Origin of the sequence: Brachybacterium saurashtrense, assembly GCF_003355475.1 — a bacterium.
Classification (GTDB): Bacteria; Actinomycetota; Actinomycetes; order Actinomycetales; family Dermabacteraceae; genus Brachybacterium; species Brachybacterium saurashtrense.
In genome coordinates this window covers 147,560-169,538 of record NZ_CP031356.1, presented here as the reverse complement: position 1 = coordinate 169,538, position 21,979 = coordinate 147,560, and the positions used below count along the sequence as shown (strand labels likewise).

18 protein-coding genes are annotated in these 21,979 nt (G+C 74.5%); 9 read left to right on the top strand and 9 right to left on the bottom strand.

All coding sequences use genetic code 11. The annotated features are described in order from the left end of the window. Positions 1–21 precede the first annotated feature (21 nt). The gene (locus tag DWV08_RS00740; RefSeq protein WP_115412048.1) at positions 22–429 is read right to left on the bottom strand and encodes a GntR family transcriptional regulator; all 408 of its coding nucleotides are present in this window, start codon (positions 427–429) and stop codon (positions 22–24) included. Between the two features lie 86 nt (positions 430–515). Between DWV08_RS00740 and DWV08_RS00735 the strand changes: the two genes are divergently transcribed. Then, positions 516–2,525 (top strand): hypothetical protein, encoded by a 2,010-nt coding sequence (locus tag DWV08_RS00735; protein ID WP_241237270.1) that lies wholly within the window; start codon positions 516–518, stop codon positions 2,523–2,525. A 10-nt stretch (positions 2,526–2,535) separates the two neighbouring features. Here DWV08_RS00735 and DWV08_RS00730 read toward each other — a convergent pair whose 3' ends face one another. Next, on the bottom strand, positions 2,536–3,885 hold the full coding sequence (locus DWV08_RS00730) for a glycosyltransferase family 2 protein (protein WP_115412047.1): 1,350 nt from the start codon (positions 3,883–3,885) through the stop codon (positions 2,536–2,538). Further along, positions 3,882–4,712, bottom strand: a complete 831-nt coding sequence (locus DWV08_RS00725; RefSeq protein WP_115412046.1) for a DUF5926 family protein — start codon at positions 4,710–4,712, stop codon at positions 3,882–3,884. The genes DWV08_RS00730 and DWV08_RS00725 overlap by 4 nt, the downstream gene beginning before the upstream one ends. A 116-nt stretch (positions 4,713–4,828) precedes the next feature. On the opposite strand from DWV08_RS00725, the gene DWV08_RS00720 reads away from it, so the two are divergent. Then, positions 4,829–5,191, top strand: coding sequence for a cupin domain-containing protein (locus tag DWV08_RS00720; RefSeq protein ID WP_115412045.1), 363 nt, complete (start codon positions 4,829–4,831; stop codon positions 5,189–5,191). A gap of 55 nt (positions 5,192–5,246) precedes the next feature. Here DWV08_RS00720 and glsA read toward each other — a convergent pair whose 3' ends face one another. Beyond that, complete coding sequence (gene glsA / locus DWV08_RS00715) at positions 5,247–6,290, bottom strand: glutaminase A (protein ID WP_115412044.1); 1,044 nt, start codon at positions 6,288–6,290, stop codon at positions 5,247–5,249. Between the two features lie 77 nt (positions 6,291–6,367). Here glsA and DWV08_RS00710 point away from each other — a divergent pair, with 77 nt between their 5' ends. From DWV08_RS00710 to DWV08_RS00700, 3 genes are read left to right on the top strand one after another with little or no spacing between them, the layout of a single operon-like run. Next, positions 6,368–9,226 (top strand): FAD-binding and (Fe-S)-binding domain-containing protein, encoded by a 2,859-nt coding sequence (locus DWV08_RS00710; RefSeq protein WP_115412043.1) that lies wholly within the window; start codon positions 6,368–6,370, stop codon positions 9,224–9,226. Positions 9,227–9,280: 54 nt separating this feature from the next. Continuing rightward, entirely contained in the window at positions 9,281–9,562 is a 282-nt protein-coding gene (locus DWV08_RS00705) for a type II toxin-antitoxin system Phd/YefM family antitoxin (protein WP_115412042.1), read from the top strand. Beyond that, the gene (locus DWV08_RS00700) at positions 9,559–9,981 is read left to right on the top strand and encodes a type II toxin-antitoxin system VapC family toxin (RefSeq protein ID WP_241237269.1); all 423 of its coding nucleotides are present in this window, start codon (positions 9,559–9,561) and stop codon (positions 9,979–9,981) included. The genes DWV08_RS00705 and DWV08_RS00700 overlap by 4 nt, the downstream gene beginning before the upstream one ends. 50 nt (positions 9,982–10,031) lie before the next feature. Here the strand turns inward: DWV08_RS00700 and DWV08_RS00695 are convergent, their stop codons facing one another. Beyond that, positions 10,032–10,463, bottom strand: a complete 432-nt coding sequence (locus DWV08_RS00695; RefSeq protein WP_115414845.1) for an Lrp/AsnC family transcriptional regulator — start codon at positions 10,461–10,463, stop codon at positions 10,032–10,034. Positions 10,464–10,614: 151 nt separating this feature from the next. Between DWV08_RS00695 and DWV08_RS00690 the strand changes: the two genes are divergently transcribed. The 4 genes from DWV08_RS00690 to adh all read left to right on the top strand — a co-directional run bounded on the left by DWV08_RS00690 (position 10,615) and on the right by adh (position 15,667). Next, positions 10,615–11,643 (top strand): ornithine cyclodeaminase, encoded by a 1,029-nt coding sequence (locus tag DWV08_RS00690; RefSeq protein ID WP_115412041.1) that lies wholly within the window; start codon positions 10,615–10,617, stop codon positions 11,641–11,643. Between the two features lie 2 nt (positions 11,644–11,645). Further along, positions 11,646–12,632 (top strand): citrulline utilization hydrolase CtlX, encoded by a 987-nt coding sequence (ctlX, locus tag DWV08_RS00685; protein WP_206516742.1) that lies wholly within the window; start codon positions 11,646–11,648, stop codon positions 12,630–12,632. A 58-nt stretch (positions 12,633–12,690) separates the two neighbouring features. Next, entirely contained in the window at positions 12,691–14,019 is a 1,329-nt protein-coding gene (locus DWV08_RS00680; protein ID WP_115412040.1) for a sigma-54-dependent transcriptional regulator family protein, read from the top strand. A gap of 124 nt (positions 14,020–14,143) precedes the next feature. Beyond that, complete coding sequence (adh, locus tag DWV08_RS00675) at positions 14,144–15,667, top strand: aldehyde dehydrogenase (protein ID WP_115412039.1); 1,524 nt, start codon at positions 14,144–14,146, stop codon at positions 15,665–15,667. Between the two features lie 119 nt (positions 15,668–15,786). On the opposite strand, the gene DWV08_RS00670 is transcribed toward adh, so the two are convergent. From DWV08_RS00670 to DWV08_RS00655, 4 genes are all read right to left on the bottom strand, one after another. Further along, a complete protein-coding gene (locus DWV08_RS00670; protein ID WP_115412038.1) occupies positions 15,787–17,844 on the bottom strand; it encodes an iron ABC transporter permease in 2,058 nt (685 codons plus the stop codon). Then, positions 17,841–18,881, bottom strand: a complete 1,041-nt coding sequence (locus DWV08_RS00665) for an iron-siderophore ABC transporter substrate-binding protein (RefSeq protein ID WP_115412037.1) — start codon at positions 18,879–18,881, stop codon at positions 17,841–17,843. The genes DWV08_RS00670 and DWV08_RS00665 overlap by 4 nt, the downstream gene beginning before the upstream one ends. A gap of 63 nt (positions 18,882–18,944) precedes the next feature. Further along, a complete protein-coding gene (locus DWV08_RS00660; RefSeq protein WP_115412036.1) occupies positions 18,945–19,787 on the bottom strand; it encodes an ABC transporter ATP-binding protein in 843 nt (280 codons plus the stop codon). Between the two features lie 148 nt (positions 19,788–19,935). Then, positions 19,936–21,822: a BCCT family transporter gene (locus tag DWV08_RS00655; protein ID WP_115412035.1), complete on the bottom strand. Its 1,887-nt coding sequence runs from the start codon at positions 21,820–21,822 to the stop codon at positions 19,936–19,938. Between the last annotated feature and the right edge of the window lie 157 nt (positions 21,823–21,979).

Sequence of the window (21,979 nt, the reverse complement as noted above, 5' to 3'; positions counted from 1 at the left end):
CGCAGGCCGGGAGCGGGCCGTTCACGAGCCGCCGCCCTCGCCCGGTCCGCCGAGCGCGGCGCGCACGGCGGCGAGCACCTCCACGTCGCGGGCGCCGCGGGCCCGGGCGGTGGCGACGGGGGCCGCGAACAGCGCCACGAGGCCGGGATCCGCCGGGCTCGCCGCCTCCTCGGGGGCGGTCTCGACGAGGCGCCGGGCGCGTGCCGCGGCACCGGGGGCGATGGTGGTGCCGGCGCCGCGCCGGGTCACGATGATCTGCGCCTCCTCCAGCAGCTTGTACGCGCGGGCCACGGTGCCGGCGGCGAGGCCGAGATCCTCGGCGTGGGCGCGGATGGCGGGCAGGCGGTCGCCGGGGGCGAGCTCGCCGGTGCGCACCTGCTCGAGGATCTCACGGCGCACCTGCTCGTAGGGAGGACGTGGGGAGGGCATGGGGACCACCATACGGGCGTGAGGGAAGGGTGGAGGCCCTGTGCGGGCCGGGCTCGCCGCCCGGACCGGCCCCGTAGCATCGGGGCGTGCTCCCCGCTCCGCTCCCCGCCTCGCGCCGCCTGCTGCTCGGGATGCTGCTGGGCGTGCTCGCGCTCGCCGCCGCGCTGCCCCTCCCCGCCGCCTCCGCCGACGGGCCCGCCGAGTCGCAGCACCCGGTGCGCCTGGTGCTCGCGACCGCCGGCCTCACCTGGGAGGACGTGGACCCGCAGACCACCCCGCACCTGCAGTGCCTCGCCGACCGCTCCGGGGTGGGCGCGATGAACACCACCTCCGCCTCGGTGGTCTCCACCAAGCGGCAGGGGCTGGAGACGCTGCGCACCGGGTACCGGGGCCTGGCCGAGGAGGCGCCGCGCTCCAGCGGGATCCCCACCCCGCCCACCGACCAGTGGGCGCAGCTGCCGGTGCCGAGCACGGAGGTCTCCTCCCCCGAGGAGGTCGCGCCCGCCCTGGAGGCGGAGGCCATCGTGCAGTTCACCGCCCCGTCGGTGCCGCAGGGGGACGAAGCCGCGCGCGCCGAGGGCCTGGCCGCGCTGGACGACGCCGTGGGCACCGTGCTCGAGGACCTCGGCGGCTGCGAGAGCGCGCAGCTGCCCCGCATCCTGCTGGTCTCCGTCGCCGCCACCGATCCCGAGCATCCCGAGGAGGCCGAGAACCCCGGCGCCGTCGCCTCCCGCACCGCCGGGCTGCAGGTCGCGATGGACTCGGCACTCCCCGGCCGGGCGCTCACCAGCGGTGCCACCAAGCAGACGGGCGTGGTGGTGCTCACCGACGTGCTGCCCACCGTGCTGGACTCCTACGGCGCGACGGCCGACGGGCTGATCCCCGGCCAGCCGTTCCGGGGCGCGGAGCACGCGCAGCCGCAGCAGCTGGCGCTGGACCGCTCCCTCGCCGCGCGCCTGGTGGACGGCGCCACCGTGCCCGCGCTCGGCTCCTGGTTCCTGCTCGGGGTGGCGGGCCTGGTGCTCCTGCTGGTCCCGCCGCTGGCGCGGCGGCCGCGACCGGCCGCGGCGGGCCGGGCCCTGGCCGCGATCGCGCCGCTGGCGCTGCCGGTGGGCCTGTACGCCTCGCTGGTGCCCTGGTGGCGCGCGGACTCCCCCACCCTGGCGCTGACCGGCGTGGTCTGGGCGGGCTGCGCCCTGCTCTCGGCGGTGGTGCTCGCGGGGCCCTGGCGGCATCATCGGCTGGGCCCGGCGGGAGTCTCCGCGGCGCTGATCGCGGTGCTGATCCTCGCGGAGTCCGCGCTGGGCTCCCGCTGGCAGCTGGCCTCGCCGCTGGGGGCGCAGCCGATCTCCGGCGGGCGCTTCTACGGGCTGTCGAACCATCTGTTCGGGATGGTGCTGGCGGCCTCGCTGATGGCGCTGCTGTGCCTGTTCGCGGTGGTGCGCACCGCCCGCGCCCGGGTGGTGTGGACGGTGCTGGTGGGCGGCGCGGTCGCGGCGGTGTGCGTGGCGCCGTCGATGGGCGCGGACTTCGGCTCGATGCTCGCCACGATCCCCACCTTCGGCCTGCTGGCGCTGCTGGTCTCGGGGGTGCGCCTGCGGCTGTGGCACGTGCTCGCCCTGGGCGCGGGCGGCGCGGCGACGGTGCTGGGGGTGTCCTTCCTGGACTGGCTGCGCCCGGCGGAGGAGCGCACCCACCTGGGCCGCTTCATCGACGAGCTGCTCAGCGGGGAGCTGCTCACCGTGATCGTCCGCAAGCTCGCCCAGAACATCGCGATGACCACCGGCTATCCGGCGCTCGCGGTGGTGATGGTGCTGGCGGTGCTCGCCTCGGCGGCGCTGCTGATGCCGGGGCGGCTGCGGTGGCGGTCCCTCGCGGCGCTGGACGCCGAGCACCCCGCCTCGTACCCCGTGCGGGTGGCGCTGGTGGTGGGGACCTGGCTGGGCTACGCGGTCAACGACACCGGCCCGGTGCTGGTCGCCTCGATCGTGGGGATCTGGCTGTGCTGCCTGCCGGCCGTGCTGCCGCCGCGCACCGGCGACGCGCGGCACCCGGTCCCGGCCGACGGGGCGGGGGACACCGCGCGCACCGCCTGAGCGGCGGGGCTCAGGAGTTCTCGGACTCCACCGCGGCGTGCACCACCAGGGAGGTGTACTCCTCCGGGTTCAGCGGGCGCTGCACGGAGACGGGGATCTCCGGCTCTCCCGCCTCGAGGTGGGAGGCGATGATCACCGCGTGCTCGGGGGCGAACGCACCCTCCACCGGGGCGGTGCGCAGCCGCTCGCCGAGGGCCTCGAGGTCGGTGCCCACGAGGAACACCACGTCGTCCGGGGCGAAGTCGCCCTCCACGGGCAGGGCCCGCAGCCGGTCGTCCAGCTCGGCCACGTCCACATCGCCCAGGGCGCGGGTCTCGTCGTCGGAGAACTCCCCGTGCACCGGGAGGTCGGCGAGGGTGGCGCGGCGCTCCTCGGCGCGCCCGGCCTCCTGGGCGGCATCCGGCTCGGGGACCACGCGCCAGGTCTTCGCCTCGTCGTGATCGTCGGCACCGGCGGGCAGCGGGGCCGGCTCCGGCTCCGGGGCCTCCAGGGTGGAGCGCTCCTCCACGCCGTCGACCGCCGCCGCCTCGAGCTCCGGCGCGAGGTGACGCCGCCGGGCGAGGGCCCGCACCACGTCGCGCAGCTGGGCGGCGCGGTGCAGCTGCCCCCGCAGGTCCTTGCCGGTGGCGCGGTGGCGGAGCGAGGCCGGGATCTCCTTGACCCAGAATCCGGCGGTGAGCGCGTCGATCGTCAGGGAGGTCTCGACGCCCCAGCCCGGGGCGAGAGGCTGGCACGCCTCCCAGGCCTCGCGGGTGAGGCAGCGGGTGCCGGAGAGCGGCTGGACGGGCTCCCAGCCGGTGGCGCGCTGGATGCCGCGGCGGGCGGTGCGCACCACCACTCCCATACCCGCCGCGCCCTCCTGCGGGGGCAGCAGCGCGATCGCCATGTCCACGCCGTCGTGCAGCACCGCGTCCACCAGGGGCTGCGCCGCCACGGCGGAGTCGGTCATGTCCGCGTCGAGGAACAGCATCGCGCGCGGCTGGGACTCCCCCTCGGCGATCACGGGCAGCGGGCCGGTGTGGCCGGGGGTGCGCGGCTCGGCGTGCAGCTCCTCGGAGAAGGCCTCGCCGCCGTCCGCCCGCTCGGCGTCCTCGCGGATCGCGACCATCTGCGCGCCCGTGGCCATCGCCGCGGCCTTGCCGCGGTTGGTCTTGTGCCGCACCACCAGGGCGTCGGCGCCCATCGCGACGGCGGAGGTGGCGTCGGTGGAGCCGTCGTCGACCACCACCACGAGGTCCACCCCGGCGAGGCGGCGTGCCGAGGCGATGGTCGCCTCGATCCGCTCCGCCTCGTTCTTGGCGGGGATCACGACGGCCACCCGCTCGGGGCGGTGCGCCGTCAGCGGCCCCGCGGTGCTCATCGCAGCGTCACCTGCCGTGCCACGATGCCGCCGCGGGCGCGACGTTCCAGGGCGGTGAGCGGCTCGGTGGAGGCCAGCGCCTCCTCGAAGCGGGCCCGGAACTCCTCGGCCTCCGCCTCCGCGGCCTCGACCCCGGCGCCCTTGGGCAGGTCCCACACCGGGATCGACAGGCCCTCGGCGCGGAAGGAGCCCACGTACTTCGCGCCCTCGCACAGCGCGGACTCGCGCCGGGCGTGCAGGCGGGTGACCGCGTCGATCACCCGCTCCTCGTCGGCATCCAGCACCCAGCGCACGTGCTCCTTGGGGCCGGCGTCCACCCAGTAGGCGTGGGGCAGGCCCGCGACGGGCCGGGTGGGCATGATCGACTCGTTCGCCTGGGCGATCGCCTGCTGGATCTCGCCGGTGCGCTCGGCGCTGGGGTCCAGCCAGAACTCGAAGGTGTCCTGCACCGCGATCGTGAACTCGCCGGAGAGGTCGAGCACGTCCTGCAGGCGGGGGGCGTCCTCGTCCAGCGTGACGGCGGTGACCGGGCTGCCGGGCTCGAGCGCGGCGGCGAGCCGGATCGCCTGGCCCAGGCCGCGGGAGAGGTCGCCGCCGGGGAGCGAGGACTGGATGCCCACGGTGACGGAGCCGTCGGTGCGGCGCACGGAGGGCCAGGCCATCGGCAGGATCGTGGCGAGCTCGACCTCGAGCCCGCCGTACTCCTCGGTGGTCCTCGCCGCCATCGTCGCCGCAGGGATCAGCTGGCGCATCGCCACCAGGTCCTGCTCGTTCGGCAGGCCCTCGAAGGGGCGGCGGACCAGCGCGTTGCTCGACGGGGAACTCATGGGCGGGAGTCTACCGATCCGCGGGCCCCTCGCGGGGGACCGGCACCGACGCGCCCCGCCATTGACTGTCCCGGCGCCCGGGCCGATGATGAGGAGCCCGGACAGAGGAGTTCGACGTGGTCGCACTGATGAACGTCATGACCCTGGCCATCGACCGCGCCCGCGAGGCGGAGGACGGCCACCACACCCAGCACGTGGTGCACACCGGCACGCTGCGGCAGACCATCATCGCCCTGCGCGAGGGCGTCCAGCTGGCCGAGCACGAGGCCGATCTGCCCGCGACGCTCTACATCCTCCGCGGCGCGATCCGCGTGAACGCCGAGGAGCCGTTCGTGCTGCAGAGCGGAGACCTCCACGAGATGCCCGCCCAGCGGCGGTCCGTCGAGGCGCTGCAGGACACGGTGATGCTGCTGACCGCCGTGCCGGGGCCGGACTCGCCCCGCACCGGGGACAGCGTGCACGTGCTCGCTCCCTTCTGAGCGGTCACCGCCCGGGCAGGTGCTCCCCGGGGTCACGCCCGCGGGCGCACGGCGCTCACGGGTGCGTGCCCGCGTCCATCAGTTCCCGCGCGCACTCCTCGAGGTCGCGCGGCTCCACGCCGTCGAGCATGTGGAGGGCGAAGTCCGCGCTGAGGCGCTCGAAGAACAGGGTGCCGCGCACCGAGTTGCCGTGCAGGTCAAGCTGCGGGGCGTAGCTGGCCACCCCGAAGCGGGAGGGCAGCGCGGCGATGATGCCGCCGCCCACCCCGGACTTCGCCGGCAGGCCCACGTCGCTCACCCAGTCGCCGGCGTTGTCATACATCCCGCAGGTGAACATCACCGAGAGCACCTGCCGGGCGGCCACGCGGGAGAACACCTCCTCGCCGGTGAGCGGATTGGTGCCGCCGGAGGCGAGGGTCGCGGCCATGACGGCGAGATCGGTGACCGTGGTGAGCACGGCGCAGCCCTCGATGTACCCGGCCACCACCTCGGCGGCGTCCTCGTCCATCGAGCCGGCGGCGCGGAGCATGTAGGCCAGCGCCAGGTTGCGGTCCGAGGTGCCGAGCTCTTCGAGGTAGGTCTCCCGGTGCAGGGCGAGGGGGCGCCCGGCGGCGGCGTCGAGCACGGCGCGCAGGCGCTCGGTGCGCTCGGCCTGCTCCCCGCCCAGCATGGCGTGGGTGCGGATCGCGCCGATGTTCACCAGCGGGTTCTTGGGCTTGCGGGAGTGGCGGTCGATGCTCAGGGCGTTGAACTCCTCGCCCGTCGGCTCCTCGTCCACCACCTCGTCCACGTAGTCCATGCCGTGCAGGTCTATCGCGGCGCCGTAGGCGAAGGCCTTCGAGATCGACTGCAGCGGGAAGGCGTGGTCGGTGCCGGCGGCGGTGATCTCGCCGTCCACCGAGCAGACGGCGGCCCCCAGATGCTCCTCGCGCGCGCCGGAGAGGAAGGAGAGCGCGGGGATGTCGCCCAGCGCGTCGGCGCCGCCGATGATGCCGCGGTCCACCGCCACGGCCTCCGGGTCCTCGTCCGCGGTGGCGGTGGACAGCGCGGCGGTGAGTCGGTCGAGGTACAGGGCCAGGGAGGTGGATGCGTCCGTCACGCCCCGACCGTACCGCCCTGCCTCACCGCGTGAGAACGCGCCTCGTGACCCGCCTCTCCCGCGGGCTACCGTGAGGCATGACCGTTGCACCGCCGCTGCTGGACACCGACCTCGTGGCCCGTCACGCCCTCGCGCACGACGCCTCCCACTACCTGCTGCTGCCGGAGGCGGTCACCGCCCCGGCGAGCGAGGCGGAGGTGGTGGCGCTGCTGCGGGAGGCGACGCGCACCCGTCGGCCGCTGACCTTCCGCTCCGGCGGGACCAGCCTCTCCGGGCAGGGGCAGAGCGACAGCGTGCTGGCCGACGTGCGCCGCGGCTTCCGCGCGATCGAGGTGCTGGACGGCGGGGCACGGGTGCGGGTGGGGCCGGGCGCGACGCTGCGGCAGGTCAACGCGCAGCTGCTGCGGCACGGGCGCCGCCTGGGACCGGACCCGGCCAGCGAGGTGGCGTGCACGATCGGCGGGGTGATCGCGAACAACTCCTCCGGCATGGCGGCGGGGATCGCGGAGAACTCGTACCGCACGCTCGAGTCGCTGCGGTGCGTGCTGCCCGGCGGCACCGTGGTGGACACGGGACTCGAGGGGGCCGACGCGCGCCTGCGGCGTGACGAGCCCGCGCTGCATGCGGGGCTGCTGCGCCTGCGGGACCGGGTGCGCGGCGATGCGGAGGCCACCCGCGTGCTGCGCGAGCGCTTCGCGATGAAGAACACGATGGGCTACGGCCTGAACGCCCTGCTGGACTTCGACACCCCCGCCCAGATCCTCGCCCACCTGGTGGTGGGATCCGAGGGCACCCTCGCCTTCGTCTCCTCGGCGGTGTTCCGCACCGTGCGGATCCAGCGGCACATCGCCACCGGTCTGCTGGTGCTCCCCTCCCTGCAGGCGGCGACCGCGGCCCTGCCCGAGGTGGTGGGCGCCGGCTTCGCGACCGCGGAGCTGATGGACGCCCGCTCGCTCGAGGTGGCGCGGCAGCTGCCCGGCGCGCCCCAGGAGATCCGGGGCCTGGGGGCCGGCTCCCCGGCGGCGCTGCTGGTGGAGCACCGGGCCGACGAGGCCGAGGCCCTCGCGCAGAAGGCCGCCGACGCCGACGCCCTCGCGAACGCGCTGAGCCTGGCCGCCCCGTTCGAGATGACTACGGACGCGACGCGCCGGGCGGCGATGTGGACCACCCGCAAGGGGCTGTACGCCGCGGTCGCGGGGGCGCGACCGGCAGGGTCCACCGCCCTGCTGGAGGACGTGGTGGTGCCGGTGCCGGCGCTGGAGGCCACCTGCCGCGGGCTGCAGGAGCTGTTCGACCGCCACGGCTACGACGAATCGGTGATCTTCGGGCACGCCAAGGACGGCAACATCCACTTCCTGCTCAACGAGCAGCTGGGGGACGGCGGGCACCGGCTCGAGGCGTTCACCGAGGACATGGTGGAGCTGATCCTGGGCCGCGGCGGGAACCTCAAAGCAGAGCACGGCACCGGCCGGGTGATGGCCCCGTTCGTCCAGCGGCAGTACGGGCCGATGCTGTACGGCGTGATGCGGGAGCTGAAGGCGCTGGTGGACCCGGCCGGGATCCTCAACCCCGGCGTGGTGCTGACCGACGACCCCACCGCCCACATGCGGGACCTGAAGCCGGTGGTGGGCATCGAGGAGGAGGCCGATCGCTGCGTGGAGTGCGGCTACTGCGAGCCGGTGTGCCCCTCGAAGGACCTCACCCTCACCCCGCGCCAGCGGATCGTGCTGCGGCGGGACGCGGCGCTGGCCGCGCAGCGCGGCGACCACGCCGCCGCGGCCGCGATCCGGGAGGCCTACGACTACCAGGGACTGCAGACCTGCGCGGCCGACGGGATGTGCGTGACCACCTGCCCGGTGGGCATCAACACCGGGGACCTGGTGCGCCGGCTGCGCGCGGAGGAGAACGGCGCCGCGGCGAACGCGGCATGGTCCGCGGCGGCCGGGCAGTGGGACCTGCTCACCCGCGGCGCCTCCGCCGCGATGGGGGCGGCGGGGGCGCTGCCGGCGGCGCTGCCGCGCGCCGCGACCGGGGCGGCGCGGGCGCTGCTGGGCCCGGACCTGGTGCCCGACTACCGGCCCGAGCTGCCGCGGCACGGCGGGGCGGTGCGGCGCGGCGGCGGGCGCGGCCGGGCCTCGGCCGAGGTCGCCGCGGTGTACCTGCCGGCCTGCGTGCACACGATGTTCGGCGCGGCCGACGGGGGCGGGAGCGGCGCAGGCGGCTGCGGCGGCGGCTGCGGATGCGGGTCCGACACGGGCGCGGGCGGCTCCCCCGGCGCGTCCTCCGCGCCGGCCACGGCCGCCGGGGTGCCCGCCGCGCTCGCCCTGCTCGCCGAGCGCGCCGGCATGCGCCTGGCCGTCCCGGACGACGCCGCCTCGCTGTGCTGCGGCACCCCCTTCTCCTCGAAGGGCATGACCGCGGCGAAGCAGCGGATGCACGAGCGCCTGCGCACCGCCCTGGGCGCGGCGAGCGAGGGCGGGCGCCTGCCCGTGGTGGTCGACGCGGCCAGCTGCACGGAGGGGATCCTCGACGCGCTCGCGGGCACCGGCATCGAGGTGCTCGACGCGGTGACGTTCGTGCGCGGCCACCTGCTGGACCGGCTCGAGGTGCGGGAGCAGGCGGCGTCGGCGACCGTGCACCCCACCTGCTCGACCACGCACCTCGGCGCCACCGAGGATCTGACGGCGATTGCCGAGGCGTGCGCGGCGGAGGTGGTGGTGCCCGTGGCCTGGGGCTGCTGCGGCTACGCCGGGGACCGCGGCATGCTGCACCCCGAGCTCACCGCCTCCGCCACCGCGGCCGAGGCCGCGGAGGTCGCGCTGCGGGAGACCGAGTGGTACGTCTCCGCCAACCGCACCTGCGAGCTGGGCATGCAGGCCGCGACCGGGAAGAGCTACCGGCACGTGCTCGAGCTGCTGGAGGCCGTGACGCGGTGACGCCGGGATGCCATGGACGGTGACAACGCGTAGCACCCGCGCTACAGTGGCGCCATGACCTCCGAGCCCGCCCCGTCCCGGCGCCTCTCGCAGCGCGAGCTGCGCAACGAGTCCGGCAGGGTGCTGCGCGCGGTGAGCGAGGGGCACTCCTTCGAGCTCACCAACAGCGGCACCCTGGTGGGCAGGATCGTGCCGGTCGACGCCCCGTCGCCGCGCCTGGCGATCACCCGGCCGGCACGGCGACGGGGCGGCTGGACGGCGTTGGGCATCCCCCGGGCGCAGACGCCCGGGAGCGCGGGCGAGTTCCTCGATGAGCTGCGCGAGGACCGCCTGTGACCGCCGAGTCCGGCACGAGGACGATCGTCTATGTCGACACCTCCGCCCTCGGCGCGCTCCTCGTCGAGCAGCCCGAGAGTGACGCGCTCGCGGCATGGCTCGACGACACCGGGGCGGAGCTCGTCTCCAGCGACCTCCTCGAGACGGAGCTGCGGCGGCTGGTGGTGCGGGAGCAGCTGGAGCAGGCCCATGCGACCCGTCTGCTCGACGGCATCTCGCTCGCCGCGCTCGACCGCGCCGTGTTCCGCGGCGCAGGGCTGCTTCCGATACCGGGGCTGCGCACGCTCGACGCCCTGCACCTCGAGGCCGCAGTGCGCCTCGACGCCTCGACGATCCTCACCTACGACCACCGACTCGGCGATGCCGCACGCGCCGTGGGCCTCGAGGTGATCACACCGGGGCGCTCACCGAGCCCCTGACCGCCCGTCAGGCTCCGTGCTCGGCGCGATCAGCGGTCGGCCCCGCCGCGTCACCGCAGCACGGAGCTCAGCAGCAGGCTGGTCTCGGAGTTCACCACGCCCTCGATCGAGCGGAGCCGGCGCAGCACGTCGTCGAAGGCCGGGAGGTCCGGGCAGGCGATCTCCGCGACCAGGTCCCAGCCGCCGTTGGTGGTGTGCAGGGCCTGGATCTCGGGAAAGCCGCGCAGGTGGGCGATCACGTGATCGGTGCTGCGCCCCTCCACCTCGATGAAGGAGGTGGCGCGCACCGTGGAGGCCTCGGCGTAGTCCCGCACCCGCACCGTGAAGCCCACGATCACGCCCGCCGCGGTGAGCTTGTCGATGCGGCTGGTGATCGTGGCGCGGGAGACGCCCAGCCGGCTCGCGAGCGTCGCGATCGGGGCGCGGCCGTCATGGCGCAGGGCGGCGAGCAGGCGTTCGTCGAGGTCCGTGAGGCGCTCCATGCGCATGATGATAGATCCACCCGTGCAGAGTGCGCAGCGACTGCACAGAACTTCAGCATCTCGGCTCTGTCGCCTGCCATCTGCGAACCCTAGTCTGGTGACATCAGCGCCGGCGCTCCCAGGCCGGCCTCCGAGCACGGGAGGCGAGAGCATGACCCAGCTTCTGGACGTGAAGAACATGGCCCGCTGGATCCGGCGCGACGGCGCCGAGCAGATCCTGATGCGGATGACGCAGTACCTGGAGGAGGACTTCCGCCGCTGGGAGCGGTTCGAGAAGACGCCCCGCATCGCCAGCCACACCCCGCTGGGCGTGATCGAGCTGATGCCCACCTTGGACGGCGAGCTGTACTCCTTCAAGTACGTCAACGGCCATCCCTCGAACCCCGCCCGCGGCTTCCAGACCGTCACCGCCTTCGGGGTGCTGGCGGACGTGGACAACGGCTACCCCGTCTTCCTCGCGGAGATGACGCTGCTGACGGCGCTGCGCACCGCCGCCACCTCGGCGATGGCGGCGCGGGCGCTGGCCCGGCCCGACTCCCGCACCCTGGCCCTGATCGGGGCGGGCTCGCAGTCCGAGTTCCAGGCGCTCGCCTTCCGCGGCGTGCTGGGCATCGAGGAGCTGCGGGTGTTCGACATCGACCCGGCCGCGATGGAGAAGGTGCGCGGCAACCTCGAGCCGCTCGGCTTCCGCGTGCACCTCGCCGCCTCCGTGGACGACGCCGTGGACGGCGCGGACATCATCACCACCTGCACCGCGGACAAGGCCCGCAACACCATCCTCGGCGCCGAGCAGGTGCGCCCCGGCGTGCACGTGAACGCGATCGGCGGGGACTGCCCCGGCAAGACCGAGCTGGAGGCGCGGATCCTCGAGGAGGCGGGGGTGTTCGTGGAGTTCACCCCGCAGACCCGCATCGAGGGCGAGATCCAGCAGATGGCGGAGGACTTCCCCGTCACCGAGCTGTGGCAGGTGCTCACCGGCGCGGCCGCCGGCCGCACCGATCCCGCGCAGGTCACCGTGTTCGACTCCGTGGGCTTCGCGATCTCCGACTTCTCCGCGCTGCGCTGCGCCCGGGACGCCACCGCTGGCAGCGCCCTGCAGGACGAGGTGGACCTGGTGGCCCAGCCCGACGACCCCAAGGACCTCTTCTCCCTGGTGGACGTCCTGTCCCCGGTGGGCTGACCGTGGCCGGGCAGGCCCCGCGCCACGTGGTCCTGATCCGCCCCCACCGCTTCCGCCCGAACCCGCTCACCGCGGCCGACAACGCCTTCCAGCATCCGCTGCCCGGTGCGCCGGCCGAGGTGGCCGCCCGCGCCCGCGCCGAGGTGGACGGCCTCGCCGCGACGCTCGAGGGGATCGGGGTGGGGGTGAGCGTGTTCGAGGACCCCGGCGGCGCCACCCCCGACAGCGTCTTCCCCAACAACTGGCTCTCCACCCACGCGGACGGCACAGTGGTGCTGTACCCGATGTGCGCCGCGAACCGTCGGCCCGAGCGGCGCGCGGACGTGGTGGAGCACCTCGGCGCCCGCTTCGCCGTGCGCCGGGTGCTGGACCTCTCCGCGCACGAGCGGGCGGGGCGGTTCCTCGAGGGCACCGGTGCGATGGTGCTCGACCATGCCGGCGGCGTGGCCTACGCCTGCCGTTCCCGCCGCCTGGATGCGGGCCTGTTCGCGCTGGCCTGCGAGGAGCTGGGCCTCGCGCCGCTGCTGGTCGACGCCGCCGATCGGCGGGGCGTGCCGGTCTATCACACGAACGTGCTGATGAGCGTGGGCACCGAGGTGGCGGTGGTGGGCTCGGAGATGATCCGCGACGACGCCCAGCGCCGGGCCGTGCTGAACCGGCTGCGCGAGAGCGGCCGCGAGGTGGTGGAGATCTCCGAGGAGCAGGTGGCGGGCTTCCTCGGCAACTGCCTCGAGGTGGCCGGGGCCGAGGGGCCCAGCCTGATGTTGTCCGCGACCGCGGCGGCGCAGCTCACCGCCGCCCAGCGCCGGCGACTGGAGCGCTGGTGCCAGATCGTCCCCGCGGCGGTGCACACGATCGAGGCGGCCGGCGGCTCGGTGCGGTGCATGCTCGCCGGGGTGCACCTGCCGGCCGCACGGGAGGAGAGGTGGGCCGAGGGGTCGACCCTTTGCCCCCGGGAGGAGGGCGCTGTACCGTCAGCACAGGTGTGACACGAGCGACGACGAGGTGGATCGTGATCGACAGCCCTGCCCCGACCAGGACGTCGGGATGACCGCGACCGGCTGGTCGCCGACGGATTCGGACTACCAGGCGCGCCTGCTGCGCGCCCACGAGGACCTGCGCGAGCACGCGGAGATCCGGGCCGTGGGCCCGCCGGTGCGGGAGGCGGTGCTGGCCTCCTGGCGCCGCTCGCTGACCACCCTGCCCTCCCCCGCCGGGTCCGGCCGCGCCGTGCTGGAGGGCGAGGAGCTGGCCCGGGCCCGGGAGTACCACCTGTTCTCCGCCGTGCTGCCGCTGCTGCGCTCGCGCCTGATCGAGCCCGCCGTCGAGGCCGGGCTGATGGTCGCCCTGGGCGATGCCCGCGGGCGGCTGCTGTGGGTGGAGGGCCGCCCCCGGCTGCTCTCCCGCGCCGACGCGATGGGCTTCGCCGCCGGCGCGGACTGGTCCGAGGGCGCGATGGGCACCTCCGCGCCCGCCCTGGCCCTGACCACCTCCGCCCCGATGCAGGTGGTGGGTGCCGAGCACTTCCACGAGGCGGTGCATCCGTGGAGCTGCAGCGCGGTGCCGGTGCGGCATCCGCACAGCCGCGAGATCCTGGGCGTGCTGGACGTGACCGGCAGCACCGAGGCGGTCTCCCCGCTGGTGCTGCCGCTGCTGGAGGCCACGGCCCGCGCGGTGCAGGAGGAGCTGGCCGCGCAGCTGCCCGTCGGCCCCGCGCAGCGCGCCCCGTCCCGCGGGCCGCGCCCGCGGATCCTCCCCCGCTCCCCCGCCGCACCGGCCGCCCGGGCCGCGCTGCTGCTCACCGGGCGCCGCACCCCGCTGCTGCAGGTCGGTGCGCACTACCACCCGCTCAGCGGCCGCCACGCCGAGCTGCTCACCCTGCTGCACCTCGCGCCGGAGGGACGCAGCGCCGCCGAGCTCGCCGAGGCGCTGCACGGCGACGCGGCCGCGGAGGGGACCGTGCGGGCGGAGCTGGTGCGGCTGCGCCGGGTGCTCGCGCAGGCCGGCGAGCACGGGCTCGAGATCCTGCCGCGGCCCTACCGCCTGCGCGGGGAGCTCGACAGCGACCTGCGCCGCGCCCGCGCCGCGCTGGAGCGCGGGGATGTGGACGCCGCGCTCGCCGAGTGCGCCGGGGCGCTGCTGCCCGCCTCCGACGCGCCCGCGCTGCGCAGGCTGCGCGGCGGGCTGGACGCCCACCTGCGCGAGCTGCTCCTCGAGCGGGGCAGCGCCGCCCAGCTGTGGCGGTATGCGCAGCGGGAGGAGGCGCAGGGCGACCTCGAGGTGCTGATGGCGATCCTCGAGGTGGCCGCGCCCGCGGCGCCCGAGCGCGCCGCCGCCGCGGCCCGGGCGCGCGCGCTGCGCGGGGAGGCCGGCTGACGGCTCGCCCCGGGCGCCCCAGGCGCCGGGCACGGCGGATGCAACCCGGATGCAACGTGACGGGGGTTACGGTGCGGGGCAGTCGACATCGTCGTCGGCCACGCACCGCTGCGAAAGGATCGCCATGACTGTCTACGCACGTCCGGGCACGGAGGGCGCGAAGGTCACCTTCAAGGCCCGCTACGAGAACTACATCGGCGGCCAGTGGGTGCCGCCCGTCAAGGGCGAGTACTTCGAGAACCCCACGCCCGTCACCGGCCAGGTGTTCACCGAGGTGCCCCGCTCCACCGCCGAGGACATCGAGCGGGCGCTGGACGCCGCCCACGCCGCCGCCCCCGCCTGGGGGAGGACCTCGGTCGCCGAGCGCGCCGTGATCCTGAACCGGATCGCGGACCGCATCGAGGAGAACCTCGAGATGCTCGCCGTCGCCGAGACCTGGGACAACGGCAAGGCGATCCGCGAGCCGCTCAACGCCGACCTCCCGCTGGCGGTGGACCACTTCCGCTACTTCGCCGGCGCCATCCGCGCCCAGGAGGGCGCGCTCTCCCAGCTCGACGACGACACCGTCGCCTACCACTTCCACGAGCCGCTGGGCGTGGTGGGGCAGATCATCCCGTGGAACTTCCCGATCCTCATGGCCACGTGGAAGCTCGCCCCGGCCCTCGCCGCCGGCAATGCCGTGGTGCTCAAGCCCGCCGAGCAGACCCCCACCTCGATCCTCGTGCTCGCCGAGCTGATCGGCGACCTGCTGCCCGACGGCGTGCTGAACATCGTGAACGGCTTCGGCGCCGAGGCCGGCAAGCCGCTCGCCTCGAACCCGCGCATCGCGAAGATCGCCTTCACCGGCGAGACCACCACGGGCCGGCTCATCATGCAGTACGCGAGCCAGAACCTCATCCCGGTCACGCTCGAGCTGGGCGGCAAGAGCCCCAACATCTTCTTCGAGGACGTCGCCTCGCAGAAGGACTCCTTCTACGACAAGGCCCTCGAGGGCTTCGCGATGTTCTCCCTGAACCAGGGCGAGGTGTGCACCTGCCCCTCCCGCGCCCTGGTGCAGGAGAGCATCTACGACGGCTTCGTCGCCGACGGCCTCGCCCGGGTAGAGGCCACCACCCAGGGGGACCCGCTGGACACCGACACCATGATCGGGGCGCAGGCCAGCAACGATCAGCTCGAGAAGATCCTCTCCTACCTCGACATCGGCCGGCAGGAGGGCGCGAAGGTCCTCACCGGCGGCGAGCGCGCGGACCTCGGCGGGGACCTCTCCGGCGGCTACTACGTGACCCCCACCGTGTTCGAGGGCGACAACTCGATGCGGATCTTCCAGGAGGAGATCTTCGGCCCGGTGCTGGCGCTGACCCGGTTCAGCGACGACGACCAGGCGATCTCGATCGCGAACGACACCCTGTACGGGCTGGGCGCGGGCGTGTGGAGCCGGCAGCAGAACACCGTGTACCGCTCCGGGCGCGCGATCCAGGCGGGCCGGGTGTGGGTGAACAACTACCACTCCTACCCGGCGCACGCCGCCTTCGGCGGGTACAAGTCCTCCGGCATCGGCCGCGAGAACCACCTGATGATGCTCGACCACTACCAGCAGACCAAGAACCTGCTGGTGAGCTACTCGGAGAACAAGCTCGGCTTCTTCTGAGCCGGCCCCGCCGCCGGCCCACCGGTCGGCCCCGCCGCCGGCCCACCGGTCGGCCCCGCCCGTCGGCCCCTCCGTCCCCGTGACGGAGGGGCCGGCGGCGCGTGCCGGTGCGCGGCCCCTCACGCCCCCGAACGGCGCAGCAGCCACACGAAGTACGGGGCGCCGAGCACCGCCACCACCAGCCCGGCGGGGATCTGCGCCGGCGCGATCACCGAGCGTCCCAGCGCATCCGCGAGGCCCACCAGCACCCCGCCCAGCAGCATCGCGACCGGCAGCGCCCGCGCATGCCGGCCGCCCACGAGGGCCCGCGCGAGGTGCGGCGCGACCAGGCCCACGAAGCCGACCACCCCCACGGCGACCACGCTCACCGAGGCCAGCACCGCGGCCAGCGCCATCACCAGCAGGCGGGTGCGCTCCAGGCGCACCCCGAGGACGCGCGGGGTGTCCTCGTCGACGGCCAGCAGGTCCAGCTCGCGATGCAGTCCCAGCAGCAGCGGCGTGAGCAGCACCAGCGTGCACAGCACCGGGATCACGTCACGCAGCCCGCGGCCGTAGGTGGTGCCGGAGAGCCAGGTCAGCAACGTCGGGGTGTCGAAGGGGTTCGCGCTCAGCAGCAGGAAGGCGGTCAGGGAGCTCATCGCGTACCCCATGCCGATGCCCACCAGCACGAACCGCTCCGGGGCGAGCCCGCCCCGCCAGGCCAGCGCGGCGATCGCCGCGAACGTCCCCAGGCCCAGCAGCACGGCGCACAGCACCATCGCGGACCGCCCGCCGCCGAGCGTCGTCACGACCGCCGCCGCGCCGAGCCCCGCCCCAGCCGTGATGCCCAGCAGCCCGGGCTCGGCGAGCGGGTTGCGCACGGTGGACTGCACCATGCCGCCAGCGAGCGCGAGCGCGGCCCCGGCGAGGATCGCGGCCGTCACCCGCGGCAGGCGCTCGCCCAGGGCGCGGGCGATCAGCTCGGGCGCCCCGCCCTGCACCCACAGGACGAGGTCCCCGGTGCGCAGCCACAGGCTGCCCGCGAGCAGTCCCAGCACCGCCACCGTTCCGCAGGCCGCGGCGAGCACCGCCAGCACCAGCAGGAACCGGCGCCGTGTGCGGAGCCCGGTGCGGGCCCGGGGCGGCTGCGCGGTGGCGCCGGTCTCCGGCAGCCGGCGGGCCAGCAGCACGATCAGCACCGCGCCCAGCAGGGCGGTGGGGATGCCGGTGGGGATCGCGGCCGCGCCCTGCGGCGTGAGCACGGCCCGCAGCGTCGCGTCGGCCAGCAGCACGATCAGCGCCCCCAGCAGGCCGGAGACCGGCAGCAGCACGAGGTGGCGGTGGACCGAGGGCACCAGCGCGCCCACCAGCCGCGCCAGCACCGGCGCGCCCAGGCCCACGAAGGCGAGGGGCCCGGCGAGGGTCACGGAGACGGCAGTGAGCAGCACGGCGCACAGCACCGCGAGGACGCGGGTGCGGGCCACGGGCACCCCAAGGGTGCTCGCGGCATCGTCGCCGAGCCCGATCAGGTCGAGCCGCCGGGCCAGCAGCAGCGCGCCCAGCACCACCAGGGCGATCACCGGCAGCGCCCGCAGCGACGCGTCCAGGCTCAGCTGGGACAGGGAGCCGTTGCCCCAGGCGTACAGCCCCGTGGTCTCCGCCTCGAAGAGGATCAGCAGCAGGGAGGTCCCCGCCTGCAGCGCCATGGCGACGGCGCTGCCGGCGAGGATCAGCCGGGTGGTCGACGCGCCGGCGCTGCCGGCGAGGAGCAGCACAAGCCCGGCGGCGAGCAGCCCTCCGATCACCGCGACCGCCCCCGAGGCCCACAGCGGCACCGCGAGCCCGAAGGCCGCCACGGCGGCGAGCGCGAAGGCGGATCCGGCCGTGACGGCGAGCGTGTCCGGAGAGGCCAGCGGGTTGCGCGAGACGGACTGCAGCAGCGCTCCGGCCACCCCCAGCGCGATGCCGACGGCGATCCCTGCGGCCAGGCGCGGCAGCCGGGAGGCGAGGAGCACGTCGGCGACGGTCACGGCCCGCTCGCCGACAGGGAGGCCGGCGAGGTGCCGCAGCAGCTCGGCCGGCCCCACGTCGGAGGTGCCCTGGGTGAGGTGCCATGCCCCCACCAGCGCCACCGCGGCGGCGAGGACCGCGGCGGTGGCGGCACCCGGCAGCAGCCCGGCGGTGCCGGTCCTGCTCACGCGTCGGTGAGGGCGGTGACGTAGGCGTCGATCGCCTGCTGGGCCGAGCGGGGCCCGCCGAAGGTCCAGATGCCGGCGGGGAAGGCGTGGGCTCGGCCCTCCTCGACGGCGGGCAGTGAGGTCCAGATCGCGTTGTCCTCGAGCTCCTCGAGGTAGCTGCCGGCGGGGTCGTCGGTGCCGGTGTAGAAGAAGGTCGCCTCGCCCACCCCGATCAGGCCCTCGATGTCGGTCTGCCCCAGGCCGTAGACGGGGTCGACCTCCCCGGTCCAGGCCGGGGTCAGCCCCAGCTCCTCGCCGATGGCGCTGTACAGCGCCCCCTCGCCGAAGGGGCGCAGGGTGACGTTGCCGCCCTCCACCCAGCCGTCGAAGTACACGAAGTCGGTGGTGGGGAGGTCCGCCGCCGCGATCTCGTCCCGCGCCTCGGCCAGGTGCTGGTCGAGCTCGGCGAGCACCACCTCGGCGCGCTCGGTGCGCCCGGTCGTCTCCGCGATCAGGCCGAACAGGTCGCGCATGTGCCCCAGCGGGTCGGAGGCGTCGGCGCCCCGGGTGGCGAGCACGGGCACGCCCAGGCTCTCGAGCTGCTCCACCACGGGGTCGTCGGCGCCGGAGGCCTCGACGATGATGAGGTCCGGGTCCGCCGCGGCGAGGGCGTCCAGGGTGGGCTCCTGGCGGGTGCCGACGTCGGCCGTGCCCTCGGGCAGCGTCTCGGCGGTGTCCCAGGTGGTGAACCCGTCGACGTCCGCCACCGCGACCGGTGCCACGCACAGGCTGAGCAGGTCCTCGGTCTGCTGCCACTCGAGCACGGCGACCCTCTCGGCGGGCTGGTCGAGCTCGACGGTCCGCCCGAGGTGGTCGGTGACGGTGACCGGTCCCGTGGCGGTGGCGGTGGTGTCCGCCGCGCAGGAGTCGCTCAGCGCGGCGGCGGAGGGAGCCCCCTCCGCGCTCTCGGGGACCTCGGTGGTGCCGCAGGCGGACAGGACGCCCAGGGCGAGGGCGGTGAGCACCGCGGCGGCACGGCGACGGACGGGGAGGGACATACGGGTCTCCAAGGGGGTGGGTCGACAGGGGACGGCGCGCGACGACGTGCCGCGACGGAGGGGTCAGACAGCGGCGGCGAGGCGCGGGGCGCGGCGGCTGCGCGCGTCGATCCGCAGGCGGCCGTCGCGCGGATCCGTGCTGACCTCGAGGGGGATGTCGTAGACGTAGCTGAGGTGCGCGGAGGTGAGGACCTCGGCGACCTCGCCGGCGGCGTGCACGCGCCCCTGGTGCAGCAGCACCGCCCGATCGGCGACACGGGCGGCGTGATCGAGGTCGTGCAGGACGATGCCGACGGCGGCCCCGTGGACCTCCGCCAGATCACGCACCAGGTCGAGCGTCTCGATCTGGTGGCGCAGGTCGAGATGGTTGGTCGGTTCGTCCAGCAGCACGATGGCGGTGTCCTGGGCGAGGCAGGCGGCGAGCCACACCCGCTGCCTCTCGCCGCCGGAGAGGGCGCCGACGGCGCGGTCGGCGAAGGCGGTCAGGCCGGTGAGGTGCAGGGCATGGTCGATCGCGGCGCGGTCGGCCCGGTCCGGGGCCGCGAAGCGCCGGCGGTGGGGGTGCCGGCCGAAGGCGACGACGTCCCGCACCGACAGCCCCTGCGGGGTGGCCCGGGTCTGCGTGAACAGCGTCAGCGCGCGGGCGAGCTCCGTGGCGCCCAGCAGGGCGGTGCTGCGCTCCCCGTCCCCGTCGTCCAGGCGCACCTCGCCGCCGTGCAGGGGGTGCAGGCGCGCGAGGGCGCGCAGCACCGTGGACTTCCCGCTCCCGTTGGGGCCCAGCAGGGCTGTGACGGCGCCGGGGTGCAGGGCGAGGGAGACTTCGTGGACCACGGCGCGGCTGCCGTAGCGCAGGGTGAGCGCCTCCCCGGTGAGTGCGGCGGGGGCGACGGGCGAGGAACTCGGCATAAGGTGAGCCTAACCTCAGCGAAATGTGCGCGTCCATTCGTGCGCATCTCGCGGTGCGTGATCCCGCTCACTCCGCACGGCCTCCCGGGCATGCGACGGCGGCCGGTGCCCGAGGGCACCGGCCGCCGTTCTCCCGGAGCGGGGAGGGTCAGTCCTGCGTGGTCGGGGCGCTGGGCGCGCCGCCTCCCTCACGCTTGCCCTTCGCCGCGCCGGAGCGGCCCATGATCCCGCGGGAGCGGGAGAGCCGGTAGTCGATCCGATCGTCCACCAGCTCGGTGACCTCGTCGGTCGAGGGATAGTTCTGGCCGAACTCCCCGGCGATGTGCTCGGTGACCGCGTCGAGGCGCCGCAGGCGGTCGTGCTCGCGCAGCACCGCCCGGTCCAGGCTCAGCGCCTTCACCAGCGCCACGCACATCAGCAGCAGGATGATGCTGAACGGCAGCGCCGTCACCAGGGAGCCGGCCTGCAGCGAGGTGAGCCCGCCGGAGAGCAGCAGCGCGGCGGCCAGCAGGCCCTCCATCAGCGCCCACAGCACGCGGGACCAGATCGGCGGGTTCGGGTGACCGCCGGAGGCGAGCATGTCCACCACCAGCGAGCCGGAGTCCGAGGAGGTGATGAAGAAGACCGCGACCAGGATGATGCCCAGCACCGACAGCAGCTGGGTGGCGGGGAACTGCTCGAAGATGCGGAACATCGACTCCTCGGCGGTGATGTCGCCGAGGTCCCCGGCCCCGAACCACTGGCGGTACAGGCCGTTGCCGCCCCAGATCGAGAACCAGAGCATGCCCACCAGGGTGGGGACCAGCAGCACGCCGGAGACGAACTCCCGCACGGTGCGGCCCTTGGAGATGCGGGCGATGAACACGCCCACGAAGGGCGCCCAGGCGATCCACCAGCCCCAGTAGAACAGCGTGTTGCCGGAGAACCAGCTCTGCGCCTCCTCGGAGCGGGTGTACGCGCCCACGTCGAGGGTGAGGTGGAAGATGTTGGTGAGGTAGATGCCCAGCGACTCCACGAAGTTCTGGAAGATGAACACCGTGGGCCCGAACACGAGCGCCGTGATGGCCAGCAGCCCGGCGAGGGTGAGGTTGCCGTTGGAGAGCCACTTGATGCCGACGCCCACGCCGCTGATCACGGAGAAGGTGGCCAGGAACGTGATCACCACGATGAGGATCACCAGGAAGTTGGTGGACGCCTCGTCGACCACGCCGATCACCTGCATGCCGGCGCCGATCTGCTGGGCGCCGAGGCCCAGGGAGGTGGCGATGCCGAACACGGTGCCGAAGATGGCGAGGATGTCGATGACGTCGCCGACCCAGCCCTTGACCCGCTCGCCGAAGACCGGCTCCAGCGCCCAGCGGATCGAGACGGGACGGCCGCGGCGGTGGATCGCGTAGGCGAGCGCGAGACCGATCACGGCATAGGCGGCCCACGGGTGCAGGCCCCAGTGCACGAAGGTCTGCGCCATCGCGTCGCCGGAGAGCTCCACGCCCTCGCCGGACCAGCCCGGCTTCTCGTTGCCGGTGGTGTAGCCGAGCGGCTCGGCCACGCCGTAGAAGACGAGGCCCACGCCCATGCCGGCGGAGAACAGCATCGCGAACCAGCTCAGCAGTCCGAACTCGGGCTTGTCGTCGTCGCGTCCCAGCCGGATCGTTCCCCAGGAGGACAGCGCGATGATGATGGAGAAGGCCACGAAGACGCCGATGGCCAGCATGTAGAACCAGCCCAGGTTCGCCACGATCCAGCCCTGGGTGCCCTGCATCGCGGTGCTGGCGGTCTCGGGGAACAGGATGGAGAGTACGGCGACCACGAGGATCACGCTGAGCGAGGGCCAGAACACCGCCGGGGCGATGGTGCCCTTCCCGATCCGCGCGCCCTGGCGGCGCAGCTTCTCGGTGATCTCGTCGTCGGAGTCGTCCGTGGCGATCTGCTGGGATCGCGGGAGGTGGACCGTGGTGGGGAGGTCTTCCGGCCATTCGGAGAGGGGGCTGGCGGTGTCGCCGTCCCTCTCGTCGGCCGGGCGTGGGGTGCTCATACCCGTCCTTTCCTGTTGCGATGGGGAGGTCTCATCCACTGTGCAGGATCCTCAGCCTACGGTCAGAATCGGGACCCGTCTGCGATAAAGGGACACGATCGGGCATCATCCCTGGTGAGCACGGACCTCACGGCGCATCTCCGGGGAGCGGCACGGT